This window comes from Allorhodopirellula heiligendammensis, assembly GCF_007860105.1.
In the GTDB taxonomy this organism is placed as follows: Bacteria; Planctomycetota; Planctomycetia; order Pirellulales; family Pirellulaceae; genus Rhodopirellula; species Rhodopirellula heiligendammensis.
The window spans coordinates 2,670,709-2,690,625 of sequence record NZ_SJPU01000001.1; the positions used below are offsets into that span (position 1 = coordinate 2,670,709).

Below are 19,917 nucleotides of genomic sequence, written 5' to 3' on the forward strand. Positions count from 1 at the left end.
AATTCTCCTCGCCTTCACAGACCCGACATCGCATGAATTTACGAATACCACGATCCAACCGCCGACTGAGGCTCGAATCTCTTGAGTCCCGTCGTTTGCTCGCCAATGATCTCGCCGTGCCGGATTTTGGCACCCTGGCAATGCCGAGTTTCAGTCCAGCCATCGTCTCGGCGACGTCGACCAGCGAAATGGTGGAGGGCGAAATGACGATGCAGAGCATGGACATGGGACATAGCATGTTCGAGATCACGCCCGATGCGGTGGTCACGATGCATGACAACATTCCTCGCTTTGGTGCCAACCCCACATTCATTTCGATTCGCGACGGAAATTGGTCGGACCCGTCGATATGGCAGGGTGGTCAAGTCCCTGGTGCCAATGCGATCGTCTCGATCCCCGCCGGCCGGTTGGTAACCTATGACATCGATTCAACGATGCGGCTCGACGCCATCGAAGTGAGCGGCGAGCTGAAGTTTGCGACCGACTCCCACACGTCGGTGTGGCTGAACGAACTCATGGTAATGCCTGCTGGCACGCTGACGATCGGTACTGCCGTGGCCCCCGTCAACGCAAGCGTGACAGCCGAGGTCGTATTTACTGATACACCGCAAGCCGATGGACATCACTTCAAGACGGGAACGGTCGAGCATCCCGGGATCGATCCGTCGCAGTGGGGCAATGGCTTGATCGTATTGGGCAAGGCCGAAATGCACGGTCATACTCTGCAGAACACGTTTGTTCGTGCCGCGGGCGACGTGCTGGCCGGCTCTACCACCATCGAAGCGCAAGGCTATGTGGGAGATTGGCAGGTGGGCGACAGGATTGTCATCCCTGATACGCGTCAAACTAATCCGGTTGACACACCCAACTACTACACATACGAGTCCCAGGAAGAGACCGCGACCATCGTGGCCGTAACGGCCAACTCCATTGTCGTGGATCACCCGCTCCAGTTTGATCATGTTGGGCCCCGCGATGCCGACGGCACGCCGACGCAAACAACCGCTGGCGTCACGCTTGCCCCGCATATCGCGAATTTCGGCCGTAATGTTGTCCTGCGAAGCGAGAATCCCGATGGCGTTCGCGGGCACGTTGCCTTCGTGGGTGACGCCAGCAAAGACATTCGTTATGTGGCCTATCAGGATCTCGGCCGTACCGATGTCGGCCCAATCGACAACACGACGTACGATGTCAATGGCCAGGTCACGCACATCGGGACCAACCAGATCGCTCGGTACAGTGACCATAACCATCATCTCAGCGGACCGATGGGAGGTATTCCCCTCGACGCTGCCCACGCGGATACGAGTATTCGCTACCAATCCATCGGCATCGGCAACTCAATCGACGGAGCCCTGAAGTGGGGCACCACGATCCACGCCTCCCACTTTGGACTCACGGCTGACTCCGTGTATCACGACGTTAAAGGCGCAGCGGTCGCGACCGAAGACGGCAGCGAGTACGGCAACACCATCAGTGGCAATTTTGTCGTCGGCGTCCACGATGGCGAAACCGGTTTCAACGGCTTGGGTGAAAACCTCAGTGATCGCGGTGACCAAGGCGATGGCTTCTGGTTTGCCGGGCCGATGAATTCGGTCACCGACAACGTTGTCGCCAACGCAGTGCGAAACGGATTCGTTGTGTTCCCGGATAACATCCCGAACACACGTAACAGCAGCAAGTACCGTGAGGTCCGCGTACCACTATTTGCCGGTGCAAACATGCACGATGAGTCGCAAACCCGCCTCATCAACGTGCTGGCCGAACCGTTCGACGATTTCAGCGGCAATGAAATCTACGGAGCGACGACCGCAGCCGTCCAGCTCTGGTCAGTGGGTAACCGCAGTCTCTACCCTGACGCGGCCGGACGAAACACTCTCATCGACACGACCGTCTGGCACGTCACGGGTGTCGGTATCCGATTCTATTACGCCGATGATTACGTTGTCGATGGCTGGCTGCAACGGGGCGACCCCGCGATGATCAGCGCTCGTGCCAGCCTCGGTGGTCCATCCAACCCTGCTGTCGGCGCAGCAATTATTCATGCGGGTAGTCGCGCGGCGACATCAATCGTTCGTCATGCCGAAGTCCAGAACATGACGATTGGGTATTTCAATCGCGGACGCGGCTCGGCAGATGACATTCTCCTGGAAGACAGCCATTTTGACAATGATCAAAATATTCTTGTCATCCCCTGGGGCCAGAACCCTGCCGATGGAGTGCGTGATTTCTTAATGAGCAATGTGACGTTTGGCAATAGCCTACGTCCGGGCTCCCAAAACGATATTACGCTGCGCTGGACTCCCGCGTACCTTGACAACGCTGTCCTACCCGAGTCAACGGTCTTCCGCGACTTCGACGGCGTCGACGGGCTTGACCTCTCAATCTACTACCCCGAGCAGGCACCCGATACGATTCCGGAGTTTCAAGGCGAGCCGATTAGCCCTGGCGGCAATCTGACGAATGCAGAGAGTTTTGCGCAGTACGGTGTGGCGGCGAACGGTTTTGTCGCACCCAGTCGTGAGATTGATGGTGACAACGGGGAAACGGCTCTCACTCGCGGTCGAGCGATGGGAATCGATGGCTTGGTGTTTGAGCAAAACCCGCTGGAGCAGCCACTGCTCTTCATGAATGTCCGCGTGGAGTTTTCCAAGCCGGTACTCTACTACACCGTCGTCGGTAACCCTGCTGGCGTTACGGGAGTTGAAGTCAACGTGGACGGGCAAACCCTGAACCTGAACAAGCTAACTGGCAAAGCCGAACTCAGCTTTCTACCGAATCTGGGCGACTTCGAAATCCAAGGACAAATTATCACTACGACCGGATCAGGTGCCTCCAGTGAACTGCAACTCCAACTCCCGTTCCCGATCTTTGGCGTTGTGCCACCGAACAATCGCCCCGTGCTCCAACCCGTTGCCGCACAAGCTCTCGTGGCGAACTCGGTTTTCCGACTCGACCTCGCAGCGACTGACGCGGACGGCGACATCGTTGAATATTCGTCTGACAATCTACCCACCGGTGCGACGCTCAATAAAGACACCGGCGAGTTTGTCTGGCAACCGTCGAACGATCAATCTGGCTCGCGGACGATTAACTTCTTTGCCACCGACAGCCGCAACGGCCAAGCGTCGATGCGTGTTCGCTTCGACGTCGTCTTTGACGCGAGTCCGTCGCCACTGGTGGGCAACTGGGAATTCAACACTGGCTCGACAAACGTTTCGGATGGATCAACCTACGCGTTCGAAGCCACGATGATTGGCACCCCGAAGGCATCGCCGAATTATCTAGAGTTTCAAGGACGTTGGAGTGGCCAACGCTTGGAAATCGAGCCCACTGCAGCCCACCGACCGACCACCGCGATCACACTGCGAGCGGTTGTCCAGCCAACCACCAGAAATAACAGCTTTGAACCGCTCATTCGATACGAATCGGGGAGTGTCGAAGCCTATTCATTGACCGTTAAGGACGGTGGGTCGATGAGTGACGAACGAGGGTCGCTGCAGGGCTACTGGTTTACAGTTCGCACTGAGGCGGGAACGCAGCGGGTGTCGGCCAGAATTACCGATTGGGACATCCGGGGATTCGACGAAGTCGTCGGCGTGTTCGATGGCTCTCGTGACGGCGGCCGGCTCGACCTCTACGTCAACGGCGCTCTTGCTGATTCAAAGACCAACGTGGGCGTGACCATCGTCTATCCAACATTCGGTGGGCAACGTGTCACCCTCGGTGGCAGCGGCGATATTGGACGGACGTTTGGAGGACGCATGGCGGAGGTTCAAATATCGACGGTTCCACAATCTCCGTCCGACCTCGCTTTGACTCCGTGGAAACGAAAAGACGATGCGTTGTTGGCATACCTGGCCACACAGGATTTGGCTGGGTTGGACACCTCGCTCAACTGAGTGTCCCTAGAGCCTGCGTTCGTGAGAATAGGCGGTCAGATAACGTTTTCCAGCATGCAATGGAAGCGTCAGCCGCCGCATCGCGATATTGAGGATGGATCGGCGGAGCGATCCACGACTAAGTGTTCGCATGCCCGCATGTGCCGCGAACCGTGCGACCGCCAAACCGACGAAATTCTAACATGCTAGATCACTTCAAGCACGCAGTGACATTTCGCGTCAGTCCTTCGTTATGGCCTGGATCGTCACCCGCACTTTGAACTCGTCGCGATGCTCGGTTGGTGTGTACCCGATGTTTTCCGTAACCCGTTTGTGACCACCGACCATGTTGTGCCAATCCAGCGGTAGCGTGTATCCGTCCTGCTGCCATTCTTGGCGAACGGTTGGCTCTAGCTTCGTGCCATCCAAGCCTTCGATACGGACTTGGATTTGGTCGGACTCATCCCCGAAGTCAAAGCCATTCTCGACAAGTTGTAGTTCGTGCGTCGTTGAGAAATGCCATCCGACGTAGACTTCAGGACCCGCTTGAATCGTATCGATGATCTGCATTTTCTTCTCACCCGGCGTGATCCGGTACTCGGCTACCGCGCGACCGACATCCCCTACAATTTCAGATTTGTTCTCACGGGTCATTAGATCGGTGTAGTCCCGCGACCAATTCCAAGTCCCATCGTGCTCAACAGGTCCATCGGCACCGACCAAGAAAAAGGGATCTTTTAAAACCTGCTCAGCCGTTTTCGCTTGTGACGCAGACCAATAGGGATGATGGCTCGACAGAATCGGCCAGAAACTGGGGTCGCCAACATGCGGATCCCCACTGGCCTCTCGTTTTGAGAGCTGTACACCGTTGGAGAGTGCATCGATCGAATACGTGCGATTGGCGTGTCCGTTGACCAAGCCGACCTGTCCACTGGCAAAAAACAAGCAGCGTTCGTCGGGAGAAATCCGGAAATTTTCGATGTCGCGATTCGTGATCCACATCCGGAACGTGGACTCCGGATCCGCGGGATTCTCAAGATAGTGCCAGCGCGAACCGACACGCTCGGCCCGCGACTCGGAGGTCGGAGCAACCGACTGAGGCGCCGGGCCGGCCAAGGCCTGGAATTCGAGGAAGTTAGCTCGCTCCGCCTGATCTTCGACAAAATATTGATACGCTCCACCAATCTCCGGCTCGTCCCGATACCACTTGGCGAAGATGCGCAGTGCTGCATTGGGGTTGGGATCCATTTCGGGGTCATGGACAAGCCCGTCTTGCTCAAAGAGCAAGCCGATGTGGCGGGTTCTCGTATACAAGTTTCTCTTGATGAGATTGAACTTGTAATCGGTAGCACTATCGACCGCTCCGAGCTGAAACACGGCACCCGATAGAAAGCTATCTTCATACCCTCCCAAACCCGTATGCCGTTCGCTCTGTCCATACTCTCGCCCACCACCACGGCGTGAAAGTAGTGAAAGCACGTTGGCAAATTCGAACGTCGAGTAAGCGGTCGGATTGACAGTATTTTCGGGACGACACATCTCCGCAATGAATTGCTCTGCCCATTGATGACTTGCGCCTTCTGGGTGAATCCCATATGCGGCCAAGGCGAGTAGCTGTTGTAAAAAATAGGCGGAATAGATGGGGTGCGTTGCATTCCAGTACCCGTCATCAGAAAACTTGCGGCCGCCTTGCTCAGTGAGCTCGAGTTCTTTCCCTAGCATCTGCGTGACTCGTAGAAATGCTCTCTCAAATTCCTCTGCATTTTGCCATTCAATCCAGTCCAATGCGAGGACCGCGGCCATCGATTTGGCGACTCGCGAATAACAGTAGATAGACGCCTGCCACGGATCGATCCAAAACTCAGCTCTCGCCTCCGCCATTAACTCTTCCGCCTGGGTCTCCTCTCCCAGCGCGGCCAAATAATGCGATGCCAGTGCGAGCTGCTGGGGCCCCTTTGGATTTTTAACGATTCGCTGCATGAGCGCGTCGTCGACGTTCTCGCCCGGTAGGATCTGAACGGGGAACCACAACCGTCGCACACAGATGCGCTCGTCCTGACGGTAGGGAGCACGCAAGGATTGAGTGAGTGTTTCGGCGTCGGGATGCTCAATCCACCATTGATCCACCGGTGGAACGGGATGCCCAGCGGCACGCAACGCCGCCACATTGTTTTCAGCATCGCCCCGGTTTTTCTTGCCGTACTCTGCCGCTGTTGCCCGAGAAGAATCCTGACAGCCGACGTGCGCACTGACCGCGAACATGACAACGAGTACCGCAAAGAGACGATTTTTCATAATGGCACGCGGTGGGGAGAGTGGGAGAAGCGGAGCAAAAGGGAAGTGGGGGGCGACGAGATCACGCTGGCTCCCCTCGCCCCGCTGCGGGGAGAGGGGTCGGGGGGTGAGGGGCTTTTCACTCGCAATCTCTGCACCAGGGCTTCAATCTCTTCACGCACCCCATGCAAATCCTGCGTCACTCGAAATCCATGAATCCGCAATACCTCAAACCCGAGCGCTCCTAAATACGCATCGCGCTGTGCATCGCGAGCTCGCCCCCTCTGGCGTGAAATGATCTTTCCCATCAATTTCTAAATCGATTTTCAAATCAACACATACAAAGTCGAGCGTGTACGGTCCAACGGGATACTCGCGGCGGAATTTTTCACCGAGTAATCGCCAGAGCGCGAACGAGTTCCCACACGTCGCGTGAGAACTCGGTGGCGCTCTGACGCTGCTCGCGAGCGAACTGAATTCGTTCGGATTCGCGTACTCGGCTGCGTGGGATGGTCATGGATGAAATTGCGATTTGATGTTCAGTGTGTAGGCCCCTTACCGCCGCCCCCTCTCCCCCACGAAGCGCGGGGGAGAGGGGAGACTGAATGTGGTTCGTGGAGATCTCAGTCTAGCATCTGATCGATCTCGACCGCGGCTTGGGTAAGCGTCACGCCCTCGGCCTGAAATTCGGTTCGTGCGAATCCGAGGCAGCTGTCCAATCGGCTGAGGAACCGCTCAAAATCCGCCTCGCTGGCACAGTACGGTGAACAGCCCGCGACCAACGAACTGCTGTGCAACATCAACACCAACGTTTGCAAACCGTCACGAACTCCCGCCGAGATCAACTGCTTCAAATCATCCGTCTGCGTCCCCTCCGGACTCAGTTTGACGCGTCTGGCGATCCCTAACCTGTCGGCGATCCCGGCCAATCGCAACTTGCGCGGGATCGGTTGCCTTGTCTGTTGATAAATCCTGCGCCTTAACTCATAGCCAGGCCGTGTGAATCCCGTTGTCACGGGGATTTCAATCAGCGATCCGGGCTTCGACGAATCGACCAAGCGATGCGGAAGACGTGCATGCATACGGAAATCAGGACCACCATCCTCTGGGTACGCGAACAACGGCAGGTGACTCGAATCGACTGTGTAGCCGAGCTGAATGAGGCACCGCGCCGTCACAAAACTGAAACCGTAGCGGCCGGCGCGAAACGAGGTGGGCCGGACCCCCATTCGATCCGCGATCGCATCGGTCAACCATGCCAGTTTCTCGTACTGCAGCTCACGCGGCAAATTGCTTAGATACGACTCCCTCGAAGAAACCTGCTCGGCGACAATCGGCGGGTTGCACCACGGGTGACAGTGGGCACCGACCTCGCACCGCGACTCCTGTTGCCACTTCGACATTTCGGCCACGGCCTGTTCGTCATCCAACACCGGCGCAGTGACGAGATAGGTCGGCGGCATCCCGTGCCGCTCGCACAATGCTTGAAATCGAGCGAGGCCGCGTAGGTTGGTTGTCGTGTTGTTGCGAACCGGAAATCCCACGTTCCACAACCCCTCCTCTTCGGTATCGACACTCACGACCAAGCGGATGGTTGATCGCGCGTTCATTGGCTGCGCTCCATCACTCGATCGGCCTTTTCCCATTGCGGCGGCTGCATGTGAAATATTCCTTTGATGAGTCCCACGCCGATCGCAACCTGGCTGAGGACGAGGTAGTGGACCACGCTGCCCAAGGCGCTGCGTTGGAGAACAGGTAGGAGTGAAACGGCGAGGGCCAGAACGGAAACCGCCGCGCCGAACACGGCTGCCCAGCGATACCCGGAGTGCTCCGTCGAACCTGAAAACACACCAAGACCGAACAACGCCAGCGCCGCGGAAATCAATAACACCGGCGACATCCACCGAATCAGCTTATGGGAAACAAACTCGAACCATAGCCAAGGTTGACTGACCTTCGGTAGCCACCCACGACCGACGAGCTGTACGGCCCCCGCCGCAATCCGAACGCGCCGCCGAAACTCCTGTCTCGCCGAAACGGTGCCGCATTCGGTAGCGTATGCTTGCTTACAGTAAACGATCCGCTGGCCCTGCCGCATCACCGCCATCGAAACGGTAAAATCGTCTAAAATCGTGTCGTGCGGGAGTGGTGGCACCGATTCACGACGAACGAGATACATGCCCCCGTCAACCCCCATGACGGACCCCATCAACGACTCCGCAACCTGGATGGATCGTTCGATTTGGTAGTATAGAATCTCGCCCTGTTGGAACGATTCGCCGCTATCGACCAGCACCACCGGCCCCGTTACCGCACCAACCTTCGGATCCTCTAACTGCCCGGCGAGATGTTTCAGCGCCTGGCGATCCATGATTACATTCGCGTCCGTCAGCAGCCATAGATCATACCGCGCCTCACCGGCGAGTGAATTGACCGCACTCGCCTTACCTCGACGCTGCATCCCGCGAATCAATCGTATCGCGGGCTCGACTGTGACGCCGTCGTGAACTCCCGAGATCGCTTGCTCCGCGACCGCGACGGTGCGATCAGAACTACCATCATCGAAGATCAAAATCTCGATTCGATCGGCGGGATAGTCCAACCCCATCAAATTCTCAATTTTGCCCGCGATCACATCCGCTTCATTGAATGCGGGAACCAAGACACTGATCGCCGGCCAGACACGGCCGTCTCCCGCATCCAGGGACGCCCCCGGCTGAGCAGTTATTCGCCGCCGCTGCCCGCGGCAAATCAAACGAGCCAGCATGGGATAGACCACATAGGAATGCAGCAAGACCAACATGCACGCCCAGAATCCAATGGCAAGAATTGTGACGACGATGGGCGGAACTGCGAACACGCTAACGCTCCGGTTTCCATTTGCCGATCACCTGCCCCCGCGCCAGCATCCAAATTCCTTGGGCAGAGGCTACATTAATCATCAAAAAATAATAGCAAACGTAGACGAGCCGTATCGCTTGGAAATACTTTACGCGGTGGAGTCCCGCCAGAGCGTAGGCCAGCAGTTGGCAGAGCAGTGCCGAACTGTAAATCCCCAGTGTTCCTTGCTGCCACTCCCACACTGATAAGACCGCCGATGTGGCCAGCAGAATGACCATGAACAGAGGGCAGAGCCACCGCAGCAGCTTGTGGCAAACAACTTGCCAGGCGAACCATCCCACGCGAAACGGGTTGAGCACCGCCGGCACCTTCAACAGCGCGTATAAGCTGCGATTGACGATCCGTTTCTTGCGTCGAAACTCGCCCGCGAAATCTGGAGCGGCCTTTTCGAAGCAAACCGCGCGGTAATCGAACACACCGCGAAACCCCTTGGCAATGACCTGCAATGGCAATAGGAAATCGTTGATATCCTCTGCCGCGAGCGGAGCAAAGTGCTCCTTTCGCAAGGCATAGATCGCTCCGTCAGCGCCGACCACGCTACTGAGTCGACTCTCCCATTGCTTCATCAGCAACTCAAACGACCAATAGATGTTCTCCGAATCACAGGAAGCCGCATGCTCTGTATCAATGTACAGTTGGCGACCGACCGAGTAACCTACCTCGGGGGCATCAAAGTGACAGAGCAGGTGCGATAGCGCATCGGAATGGAACATCGAATTAGCATCCGTAAATACCAAGATGTCACCGGCTGCACTGGGACAAAACCGACTCAGACCTGCTGACTTGCCCGCCCTCTGCTCCATCCGACACCCCTGAACACGGTCAGAGTCAAACTCACGAATGATGTCGTCGGTGCCATCATCCGAGGCGTCTGAAATCACCATGATATCGAACCGATCGGCGGGATAATCCAACAGCAACGCATTGCGGATTTTCTCGCCAATGACCTCGCGTTCATTGTACGCGCTGATCACCAACGTCGCCGTCGGCAACGCCTTCCCAGGCCTACGCACCGGCTTCAACTGCGACAACAACCACAGTGAGAGTGGGTACAATGCCAGCGGAGTTAAAAACGCGATCGCAGCAATCCAAAACGCGAACTGGATCACAACCAGCACGTGCACAACCAACATCGGATTTCCCACGCGAATCTAGCTGCCACCTTAACATCGTCGATCACGCCTGCGCTCTTTTCCAAAGAAGTTTGTTGACGCACAAATTGCTGTCTAGCACTCTGGAGTGTGTTCGAGCATCTGAAACGCTTACTTGAGTATGCCCTATGCACGAGACACGCTGACTCGCTGGTTATGAGCCATTTCCCACAGCGTGTAGAGAAACACGCAGGAAAGTCGCGGGCTAGTAGGTCTTAATCCCTTGAGAAATGTTTTCAAACTGCCTCCAATCGTACGAGAGCTATCGATCGATCGTTCGACTAAAAGTCTATTGCAAGTCAAAATCTCCGCCAGCGGAGCCTTGAAACCCACTTTTGGCTGTTGGTAGTCAATCCGCTTTGCTATCGCATTGCGCAACATCAACTTGTTGACAGTAGGCCATTGAAACCGGTCTTGATCGTTGGTCGAAAGGAAGCGTTTTGCAATTCCAGGATCAGCCCACGGAAAGTAGACTCGCCCATCCGCCATTTCAGCAAGGGCGATCGACTTCCCCGAATAGGAGTAGTTGTCCAAAAAACGCCCGCGACTGAGTGCGCGGGATCGCTCAAAGCCATGTGATTTCCATCCGCGGTCCAAATCAGTAAGTTTTTGAACCTTTCCATGAGTGCTCGCTGATATTAAGGATTCACTCAATCCGTTGTACAGTCCTTGGCACTCTGTAAAGCTGCGAAATGGGACACCACTGGACGGGTGATCTGAACTTCGCATGTCCCGCAATCGATTTCTCACACCCTCAGGAAAAATCTTTTCTACGCGGCTACACAGACGCATTGCGTGGTACTGGTTTGCCGAAGGCAGGTGCCCCATGTAGAGATCATTGCCCATTCCATCGAGTAGCGTTTGTCCTTGAAATCGCTCCATCGGCAGTAGCAAAAAGGAGAGAAATGCTTGATCCGTCGTCGGCTCGAATACTGAGCCAAGTCGGTCGAGAGCATCCTCGGTAATCGCCATTTGTTGATACCTAAATACCGTCAATGGAAATCCAAGTTTCCTGGCAAGGAACTCAACATACTCTACATTGCTGTCGGCGTTAGCGAATGTGAAGCAGGGTACACGTCGACCTAACTGCGCAAGGGCGAGAGCGATTCCGGTGGAGTCCTTGCCTTCGCTCAACAGTAGCGTCGCATTGTCGACGTCTAGGTCACTCCGCTCAATCGATTCCGCGAGCAAATCAATGCAGTCAAAGACATCGTCTGATGCTCCCCCACCGTCAGCAAAAAGATTGGCGTCACTCTCATAATGGATTGAGTCTTGATCAATACGTAGGCGACCGCCCATGCCTATTGCAGTGTGATCCTGAAAGATTGTTTGCGGCGGGTAGATGGTGCCCGAATACAATAGGGTGGCCAACGCGTCTCGGTTGACGCAAACATCTGAGAGCATATTTGGCTTGGATAACAAACGCCCGTCGCGCACCTGAGGTTTGCCGGTTGCGATCTCGGCCACATATCGTTGCTGATCAAACGGTTCTAACTCCATTTCAATCATCTCATTCACCTTGGCTGGGCGACATTACTGTCGCTTGGTAAGTCCTCAACAGACAGTTCGAAAGTGCTGGAACAGGTCCAGCACATCGCTGGCATTTCGATTCCAAGTGCGTTCGTTCAGTACATCGCGTCTGGCGTTCTCGCCAATTTGCTTTCGCCTCTTTACATTGTCACAAAGGTTGATCAAAACCGAGACAAAGTCCGCTTGATCACGACGCTTGAAAATGCAGCCGGTTTCACCATCGCGAATAATTTCATGAATTGGGCCAAGATCAGGTCCGACGGCAACACATTCCATCGCCATGTACTCGAGAATCTTCATCGGCGAGCCAAACTCATTGGAATCGGGCATCACTCCAACATCCATGGCGGCAATATAGGAATAGACTTGATCGTGTGCCACGGGGCCCACCAGATTGACATGCTCTTCGAGTTTGGCGTCCTTGATCTTCGCCTTCAATGTGTCTTCATACTCTCCGGAACCCACGATGAGGAAGTACACATTCTTTGTTTGCGAGACAATTGCTGTCATGGCGTCGGCAAAGAAGTCGATGCCGTGCCATTTCCGCAATGATCCGACGAAACCAATCACGATTTTGTCTTCAACGTCAAGTTCAGCACGCATCGTGGTGCGAAGTCCATGGTGATCGAGTTTTTTGATCTGCGTTAAGTTGATAGCATTGGGTGTGACGATGGTCGTCGCGTCATCTTTGCGAACATCCAGCACACACTCCTTGAGCGCCTCGGAAACCACCACGATGCCATCGGCATGCTGTAACACATAGGACTCAGCACGTTTGAGGAGCCCGCGATAGATAACGGGAAACCGTGCTCCAAAACGTCCAGCGTAGGTGACATTCACTTCCACGATGATCGGGATCTTCAAATGCTTCGCCGCCATCACGCCAGCGAAATCATAGGACGAATATCGTTCGTAGATGAAGTCCGGCTGGGCTTTCTTCACGGCCGCACGCACGCGGAAGTAATCGACGACGTTGTAGAAAATTTCCGCAGTCTGTTTCAGAAATACCTTGAACCCGCTGGGCGGCCGACTGGGTTGCGACGCCGCCAGTCCCGACGCCTTCGTGGCACCGCGGGGTGCGGCAATCGACACCTCGTGGCGCAGTTCTCGAAACGCGCCGATCATTTCATTGATATGCACTCCCTCGGCACCGTCTCCGCGGGTTCGATGGTGATAAAGAATTTTCATACGAACAGGGGCTCAAGAGGTGGAATACGAAGAGAATTTGGATCCCGGGGTCAATGAGCTCGACCGCAGGGAACTCGACCGCAGGGAACTCGACCGCAGGCGATGTCGAGATCGTGCAGCTAGCGAATTCGCGAATCCATGAATTGCAGAACACGATCAGCTACGCCGGCCCAGGTGCGTCCGGTGAGACGACTGGAGATCTGCTCTGAATTCCAATCTCTCTCCAATGCGGTTTGGAGAGCTTCACCAAAGGCATCGGAATCTCCAACTGGAACTACGAACCCATCAATAGCATGGCGAATTTCCTGTGGATTGCTGCCCACCGCCGTCGCAACGACGGGCGTGCCCGTCGCCAGAGCTTCGAGGACTGCATTGCAACAACCTTCCCGATGGCTTGCCAATGCAAAGACGTCTGCCGCTTGCAACCACTTGGCCACTTCATCAGGTGATCTGGAACCAATCTTATTGACATAACCGCTTATTCCCAACGATTCTACAAGATGATCAATGTGTTGCACAACATTCGCATCGCTCGGAGCACCAATCAGAACGAGCCGGGACTCGAGTTTCCTCGGCAACTTGGCAAATGCTCTCATCAGAATCTCATGACCTTTCACGGCCTTGAAATTTGCCACGCAGACGACGAGAGGTCGATCCGTGGACTGCTGCAACTCCATTCTCGCAGTGTTGCGGTCGCCGACGCAGAATAAATCGCCATCAATTCCATTCGGGATCACGGTAATGTTCTCGTCAGGTACCCCGGCATCGATGGCCGCATCGCGCAACGAGTCACTTACCGCAATGGTGCCAGTGCAGTGCGTAAGGGACTCCACCAACTGGGACTTGATATTTGGCACCTGAAAACGATCTACCTCGAGTCCACGAATGGTGATAAAGCATGGCATCCCAAGTCGTTTGGCGAGCCGCGCACAGCCCACGCCCTCTGGGTACCCAAAATGCGCATCCAGTATCGCGCCGCGCGTTGCCTCCTCGCCGATTTCGCGAAACCAACGCAACACGCACCGATCCATCCAGAAACTATCAAGCCCCTTAGCATACTTGGGGAAATAGAACATTTTGCGGACGTCAACCGGGAGTGGATTGTCCGGTTTGGCATGCGCCGACTCCCACGGACGCACAACTGGAAACCATGGTTCAGGATTTAACGCACGCAGATCCACTCGCTTAGCCATCTCGCTTAGGCGACGGGCGACGAACAAGCCTCGATGCGGGGCTTCGGCTGTTGGGAAATTCGTACAGACGCTGAGGATTTTCATGGATTCTACAATAGCGCAGGGCGTTCAGCTATTGAGCACTCGTCGAACGCACTCCAGCTTTCCGACAACTGTGGCTGGTAGGCTTTGAACATAATCGAATTTCGTCAGGCAATCGTGAGCCGAACGTCGACGCGCATCGGGGGAACGTCCCGGACGCTTAAGCGTCCCACGAATCGGATGTCGGCGAATCGGTATCGAGTTGATAGCATGCGGCATACAGTAGTAGTAGCGTGGTGCACCAATAGAACCACTCGTTGTCGAGCGAACTGATGAACATCGCCACAATTAGTTGGCTGATCAAAATACCCAGCACGGTGGCTCCGACCAGGGTGCTGTCTAAGGCCTCTGGGCTGCCGTTAGGGTCGCGTCGGCTCTCGGCCAAGACCTTGTAGGCGTTCCATGCCGCACTGCCAATCGCCATCGCAAAAAGTAAAAAACCCTGCGCACCCCAACCGGTGGCGATGTCGAGATAGCCGTTGTGGACGGCGCGGTATTCATTACGAATGTCCGCGATGTATTTCACGCCAAGATCGGAAGCGAAGGCTGCTTCACCACCCGAGCCCAGTGGATGGTCAGCCAACATTCTCAACGCTGCCTTCCAAAACTGCAGGCGCTCGTCCGCCGAGGCATCGCGTTCCTCCTCACCCGCAAAAGTAGTCGAAAAGCGTTCGAAAATTTTGGAATCCTGCGCCATCATAAGAATTCCGAATACCCCTAGCGCGCACACCGTCAGAATCCGCTTCCTGGCTGCACCACGTGTCCCCCAAATGAGCCAACCTGTCGATGCAATCGCGGCCAAAAATGCGCCGCGTGAGTTGCAACGTAGCAGGACTTCGACGATCCACACGCTGCCGAGTACGGTGATCGTTTTTATAGGCCAAGTCGATTTACCGGATACAAACAAATACGCACCAATCATCAACCCCATCGTCAGCAACCCGCTGACGCCGTTGGAATCACTGGCTCCCGGCAGATGGATGCCTTCCAACCGGCCTCGCTCAATCGACCCCGCGTCGCGGACAACGACTTCAAATCCCACATAAACGCAACCGCAGAACAACGCAATCAAAAAGATCCGCAGGTCTTCTTTGCTTTGGACCGCGAAATAGGTCAACACGGCCAGCAGGGATTGCTTCCACGCTAAATCAAACTGCGTGTAGCTGAGCAACGGATTGCTGGCAAACAAAAAGTGCACGAGCCCGGCATTGATGGAGAACAAGACGAGCAGGAAATAGGTTCGTCGCGCTGTGGAAGTTAACTTTTGACGCGTCGGCCAATGCATGGCCACGGTCAAGGCTAACGCACACGCGGCGTACAGGTTCCAGCTCGTCGTCATACTGAGCATTCCCGATCGCCCCCACCACCAGAATTGCGGCGCGGCAAAATAGGTCATCAAATATGCGCACACTGACCAAATGGGGCGTGAAAACCCCTTCGCTGTCAGCGTCAGAAACAAGCCCAGCCAAATGATCGCGGTTAAGCTCACGCGGAGTGACCCCCAGGTGCAATCTGACGTTCCGGTACGGACAGCAATCGCATGTACAACTTGCGGTAGCCTTGGATCATGTGATCGAGCGTGTAGTGGTTTTCATAAACGCACTCGGACGATGCACCATGACGGTTTCGCAAGGGCGGGTCGCCTGCATACTGCGCCAGCGAACGAGCGAGGCACACCGGGTCCCCTGCAGGAACGACCATGCCACACTTAGCACGGGACTGGACCAGGATGCTGCTGTCGCCTACGTCGCTGGCGACGATTGGCAATCGGCAGCTCATCGCCTCGAGAATGGACATGCTCATCGCTTCGGTATGACTGCAATTGACATACACGTCCATCGCCGACATCCAGTCGCCCACATTGGCATGATAGCCAACCAAGTGAACCCGCTCGCCGAGCTCGCACTGCACGATCAATTGCTGCAGCGATTGCTGCTGGGGTCCGTCGCCCACGATCACGGTGTGAACATCAATGCCACTGTCCACTAATTCCTTCGTGGCTCGAATCAGAGTATCAAACCCCTTGAGTGCTTCCAGTCGCCCCACACTGCCGACCAAGATTGCTGAGTCCGCAATGCCGAGCGATTGACGAACCTGAGAATCAACTCCAGACGCAGGCCGTTGAACGCCGTTGGGAATCGTGACGACGGAGGCTGCAGGGAACGCCCATTGTTCCTCAATCCCCTGGCGCACCGTTTCCGCACAGGCCACCACAGCACCGCATTTCCGAAAGGCAAATCGCCGCAGCTTTGCTTGAGCTTCGCGACGAAGGCCTGCCGTTGCCGTGCCGAGCCGGTCCTGCTGACTGTGCTCAGCGTGCACATGCACCACACCGGCGAGTCGACACGCCAAGCTGGTTTCAACCAGTGTTCCCCAGTTGTGCGAATGCGCGATCTGAATCTGATTGGCTTTCAACCACCTCGCCAAGCGGAAGACGAGACGCAGGTCGTTACCCGCTCGCTTGTTCATGGAAACAGGCATGATCTGCTCTCGCGTTACCCAATCGGGAGCACTGCCGAGATCACCAAACGAGACGATCTCCGGTGCAAACTGATCGGCCGGGAGGCGATTAACAAGATGCGCGACACAGCGTTCTAAACCTCCAGCGGCATAACGCGTCACCACAAACGCGATACGGATCGGCCGATGACGGACTGCTGCAGAAGACGCATCGTCGCTGGAAGGCCTAGCCACCGGGCGCGTCCTGGGCAGCTGAATCGCCGATGTTGAAACCACGTCCCCTACTCATGTTTCGATCCCCAGTTACGAGAGCACCCTCCGGTCTCCCCTCACGTACGCGTCGGGGGAGAGTGAGCGGCGACACGGGGACGCAGTTTTGTCTGGATATAATGGAATTTACCAATGGAAACGGATTGCAAAGACCGGTTTCGGCAACGGGGTCTCTACAACATGGACGGCCGCGAACGCATAAACCGTGTTGTTACGTGGGCCAAAACGTGGACCCTACTGCTTGGCGGCGGTGGCTACGTGGTCTCCACCGCCTGGCGACGGAGCGCGGGTTTGGGTTGTCTATTCCGCAAAACCCTACTAGCCGTTTCGGCGTTAGCCTGGGGCTACCGGGAAATCAGACTGGGCCTGCCGGGAAAAACGGGGCGAAACTCTGCAGGGGTGCGGGATTGGCAAGGCATGTCCCGTTCGATGATATCCTAATGCTATTTCCAGGCCCTGCGGAACATTCGTTTGGCGGAGAGGACTCGTGCGAAAACATTTTGGATACTCGATGGGGCTGAAGCATTATTGGCGTTGGAAAGATGGTGCACAACGAGCGTCCTCTTGAATGCTGGACAGCCTGCGTCTACCCACCTGCCTTAATTGATTCGTCGAGGACGGACGCCAGTAACTTTGTCAGTTCACGACCATTGTAACGCAACCGCGCTGCCTGCCGCTGCGTCGTCAGCTCTGCGGAGCCACGCATCGCGACCGCCGACTGGAGTGCTTGAGCAATGCCGTCGATATCATTGCTCGCGGCGGTTGTCCCACCTGCCTGCCGTATAACTTCCTCAGTTGGCGCACTATCGCAGACGGCCACGATGGGCTGATCGAAGAGCAACATTTCGAACACCTTTCCAGGGATCTGGAAGGGGGCGTTGGGCTGGATCACAACCAGCAGATCAGCACGGGACAAACGACTCAGCGTCTCACCGTGCGAAAGTTCACCGAGCCACCGGACCGACGCCTCACAACCCACCTCGCCCGCGATCTTGACCGGATCGAATGCCGCGTCGTAGGAGCCGATATGGTGGAACTCGATATTCGTACCCGACTTCGCTAATTGAGCGATGGCTTCGATCAGCGGTCGGGGATCACGCTGAACATAGAGCGAGCCGGCGTGAACCGCGGTGATCGGAGTAGCATCGCGACGGGCAACAACGTGACCGGCGACCTCGATCTCTGGGTCAAACCCGTTCGTGATCGTCACAAACCTGCCAGACTTCGCCAAAGCCGGGTACGCCGCCACAAAACTAGCGAGCGATCCGGCGTTATTGGCGATCACCTTCGTAGCCGAACGGACCACCATCCGCTCCAGCCACGGCGTCAGCCGGCGGCCGATGGGATTGCGTTTACGAATCCAGCTATTCCTGGCCCACGGGTCGCGAAAATCAGCGACAAATGGGAGCCCCATTTTCTGGGCGACGTGCCGCACGGCCAAGTGGACTGAATGCGGGGGGCCCGTGGAGTAAACCACGTCCACGCCACCTTGGCGACAACGCTCAATCGCTGCACCGGCAGCCTTTCGACTCCATCCCCGCTCCAAATCAGGGGTCTGCTCGATAAACTGCCAGATCGGCCGAAGCAGCGATTTCCCCATAGCGACAACTTTGCTTTCACGGGGTACCGATCGCGGTTGCGAATCGCTTGGGAGCTGCGACTCGGCTGCCAAACGGGGCGCTGCGCCTGGCGTATGGCCCTGCCTATCATCGTCAATCCGGATAATTTCGAGGTGCTCAAGCCCCGGAATCCGCATCTCGCCTGGTACGGAGAACTGCGTCTCGGCAGCGAGAGGCACCGTTTTGGTGATCACAATCACTTCCCAGCCAAAGTCACGCAGGTACCGAACAAACCGATCAGTGCGATGAGCTCCCGCCGCAGCGTTCGGTGGGAACAGTGGAGCGATCATTAAGACGGTTTTTTTCGACATAGTCTCTTTAGTTTCGCTGATCTCGAAACAATGCTAATGAATCTGTGCACCGGTCTCAATGTGTTCAATACGGACAAACCGCGTTAACACCTGATACCTCGAAAGGTGCTCCTAGCACTGTGTCAAAGACCTAATACTAAGCATCAAAGTTCCCCCGAGGTTTCAACAAAAAATGGGGGTTTGCAAGCAACTTGGGCAAAAGCCAATCATGAAATGCTTTCGCATCAATCATCGTCGACCTCGACTTTCCAATCGGCCGCGAGCGGACGCAGGCTACGGCTTCTAAATCCTGCTCCAACTCGGAAAAACGACTTGGAATCGCAGTGGCGTGACAGCGTATATCCACAAATCGACTCTCGCCACTACTATCTATAATTTCAAACCGATCAGACTCTGCTTTTGAAAGATATGAACAGTTTGCCAACGATTCAACGCAGTGAAAGCAGGTATTTCGCTCTAGCCCTACACCGAACAGTAGGATCTTTCCGCTTCCCATAATGAGTTTATGGTAAGGTGATTTGGCACCGCATGGGGAATCGCATGCCAAGTGATTCGCAGTAAAACGAGCGGCATCCTTCCCCCAAGCGGCGACAGAATGACTCGGATGCTCGCTACGAATGACATCGTCACGAAGCCGAAAGCACTCAGATATCGCACCAACAAGGGAAGGCGAATTCCGCACATCAAACTTCCGAAGTCCACGATTAACCTCTCGCCAATTATGAGTTGGAAAGAGCAGCGTTCCTGTCGGCCCGACCACTTTCATCAAGGACTCAATCACTCCTTCTGCACCGTGCTCAATGCGCCCCGCAGACGACAAAGATGAATGAACGAGAACGGAATCACCCGAAGCCAAGCCGAGCTCAAGAAAATGTTCGACAAGCTGTCCCTCGGTTATCTTCGGCTGTGCAATGAAACGCAGTGCCGTTTTCGCTATCTTTTTAATCCTTCGCTTCATTTGTCGCGTACTCATGATGTATTCCGCTGCAACATGTGCATGAACAATTCTATCGCCCCGTGTATCAAACACCAACTTATCATTTCGTCAGAGCGGTATA

General features: G+C 55.6%; 14 protein-coding genes. 1 reads left to right on the forward strand and 13 read right to left on the reverse strand.

Going from position 1 to position 19,917, the window contains the following annotated elements:
- Positions 1 to 32: 32 nt before the first annotated feature.
- Positions 33 to 3,902, forward strand: a complete 3,870-nt coding sequence (locus Poly21_RS10095) for a G8 domain-containing protein (RefSeq protein WP_302118372.1) — start codon at positions 33 to 35, stop codon at positions 3,900 to 3,902.
- Positions 3,903 to 4,121: 219 nt separating this feature from the next.
- Here the strand turns inward: Poly21_RS10095 and Poly21_RS10100 are convergent, their stop codons facing one another.
- The 13 genes from Poly21_RS10100 to Poly21_RS28290 all read right to left on the reverse strand — a co-directional run bounded on the left by Poly21_RS10100 (position 4,122) and on the right by Poly21_RS28290 (position 19,832).
- Positions 4,122 to 6,176 carry a hypothetical protein gene (locus Poly21_RS10100; RefSeq protein WP_146406683.1) on the reverse strand — a complete coding sequence of 685 codons (2,055 nt, stop codon included), beginning with the start codon at positions 6,174 to 6,176 and terminating at the stop codon, positions 4,122 to 4,124.
- Complete coding sequence (locus tag Poly21_RS28285; protein ID WP_146406684.1) at positions 6,173 to 6,463, reverse strand: DUF559 domain-containing protein; 291 nt, start codon at positions 6,461 to 6,463, stop codon at positions 6,173 to 6,175. The genes Poly21_RS10100 and Poly21_RS28285 overlap by 4 nt, the downstream gene beginning before the upstream one ends.
- A gap of 80 nt (positions 6,464 to 6,543) precedes the next feature.
- Positions 6,544 to 6,672 (reverse strand): hypothetical protein, encoded by a 129-nt coding sequence (locus Poly21_RS27355; RefSeq protein ID WP_302118374.1) that lies wholly within the window; start codon positions 6,670 to 6,672, stop codon positions 6,544 to 6,546.
- 106 nt (positions 6,673 to 6,778) lie between these two features.
- Entirely contained in the window at positions 6,779 to 7,765 is a 987-nt protein-coding gene (locus Poly21_RS10115; protein WP_146406685.1) for a polysaccharide deacetylase family protein, read from the reverse strand.
- Positions 7,762 to 9,015, reverse strand: a complete 1,254-nt coding sequence (locus Poly21_RS10120; protein WP_146406686.1) for a glycosyltransferase family 2 protein — start codon at positions 9,013 to 9,015, stop codon at positions 7,762 to 7,764. The genes Poly21_RS10115 and Poly21_RS10120 overlap by 4 nt, the downstream gene beginning before the upstream one ends.
- A gap of 1 nt (position 9,016) precedes the next feature.
- The gene (locus tag Poly21_RS10125) at positions 9,017 to 10,189 is read right to left on the reverse strand and encodes a glycosyltransferase family 2 protein (protein ID WP_146406687.1); all 1,173 of its coding nucleotides are present in this window, start codon (positions 10,187 to 10,189) and stop codon (positions 9,017 to 9,019) included.
- Positions 10,190 to 10,333: 144 nt separating this feature from the next.
- Positions 10,334 to 11,707: an asparagine synthetase B family protein gene (locus Poly21_RS10130; RefSeq protein ID WP_302118377.1), complete on the reverse strand. Its 1,374-nt coding sequence runs from the start codon at positions 11,705 to 11,707 to the stop codon at positions 10,334 to 10,336.
- Positions 11,708 to 11,761: 54 nt separating this feature from the next.
- Positions 11,762 to 12,925 (reverse strand): glycosyltransferase family 4 protein, encoded by a 1,164-nt coding sequence (locus Poly21_RS10135; RefSeq protein ID WP_146406689.1) that lies wholly within the window; start codon positions 12,923 to 12,925, stop codon positions 11,762 to 11,764.
- Positions 12,926 to 13,044: 119 nt separating this feature from the next.
- Positions 13,045 to 14,202, reverse strand: coding sequence for a glycosyltransferase (locus Poly21_RS10140; protein ID WP_146406690.1), 1,158 nt, complete (start codon positions 14,200 to 14,202; stop codon positions 13,045 to 13,047).
- Positions 14,203 to 14,359: 157 nt separating this feature from the next.
- The gene (locus tag Poly21_RS10145) at positions 14,360 to 15,688 is read right to left on the reverse strand and encodes an O-antigen ligase family protein (protein WP_146406691.1); all 1,329 of its coding nucleotides are present in this window, start codon (positions 15,686 to 15,688) and stop codon (positions 14,360 to 14,362) included.
- Positions 15,685 to 16,893 carry a glycosyltransferase gene (locus tag Poly21_RS10150; protein WP_302118380.1) on the reverse strand — a complete coding sequence of 403 codons (1,209 nt, stop codon included), beginning with the start codon at positions 16,891 to 16,893 and terminating at the stop codon, positions 15,685 to 15,687. The genes Poly21_RS10145 and Poly21_RS10150 overlap by 4 nt, the downstream gene beginning before the upstream one ends.
- Before the next feature lie 622 nt (positions 16,894 to 17,515).
- On the reverse strand, positions 17,516 to 18,859 hold the full coding sequence (locus tag Poly21_RS10155) for a glycosyltransferase (RefSeq protein ID WP_146406693.1): 1,344 nt from the start codon (positions 18,857 to 18,859) through the stop codon (positions 17,516 to 17,518).
- 136 nt (positions 18,860 to 18,995) lie between these two features.
- The gene (locus Poly21_RS28290; protein ID WP_146406694.1) at positions 18,996 to 19,832 is read right to left on the reverse strand and encodes an AAC(3) family N-acetyltransferase; all 837 of its coding nucleotides are present in this window, start codon (positions 19,830 to 19,832) and stop codon (positions 18,996 to 18,998) included.
- Between the last annotated feature and the right edge of the window lie 85 nt (positions 19,833 to 19,917).

Coding starts and splice junctions, on each gene's coding strand:
- Poly21_RS10095 (WP_302118372.1), top strand. CDS start 33: ATGAATTTACGAATACCACGATCCAACCGCCGACTGAGGCTCGAATCT.
- Poly21_RS10100 (WP_146406683.1), bottom strand. CDS start 6,176: ATGAAAAATCGTCTCTTTGCGGTACTCGTTGTCATGTTCGCGGTCAGT.
- Poly21_RS28285 (WP_146406684.1), bottom strand. CDS start 6,463: ATGGGAAAGATCATTTCACGCCAGAGGGGGCGAGCTCGCGATGCACAG.
- Poly21_RS27355 (WP_302118374.1), bottom strand. CDS start 6,672: ATGACCATCCCACGCAGCCGAGTACGCGAATCCGAACGAATTCAGTTC.
- Poly21_RS10115 (WP_146406685.1), bottom strand. CDS start 7,765: ATGAACGCGCGATCAACCATCCGCTTGGTCGTGAGTGTCGATACCGAA.
- Poly21_RS10125 (WP_146406687.1), bottom strand. CDS start 10,189: ATGTTGGTTGTGCACGTGCTGGTTGTGATCCAGTTCGCGTTTTGGATT.
- Poly21_RS10130 (WP_302118377.1), bottom strand. CDS start 11,707: ATGGAGTTAGAACCGTTTGATCAGCAACGATATGTGGCCGAGATCGCA.
- Poly21_RS10135 (WP_146406689.1), bottom strand. CDS start 12,925: ATGAAAATTCTTTATCACCATCGAACCCGCGGAGACGGTGCCGAGGGA.
- Poly21_RS10140 (WP_146406690.1), bottom strand. CDS start 14,202: ATGAAAATCCTCAGCGTCTGTACGAATTTCCCAACAGCCGAAGCCCCG.
- Poly21_RS10155 (WP_146406693.1), bottom strand. CDS start 18,859: ATGTCGAAAAAAACCGTCTTAATGATCGCTCCACTGTTCCCACCGAAC.
- Poly21_RS28290 (WP_146406694.1), bottom strand. CDS start 19,832: ATGAGTACGCGACAAATGAAGCGAAGGATTAAAAAGATAGCGAAAACG.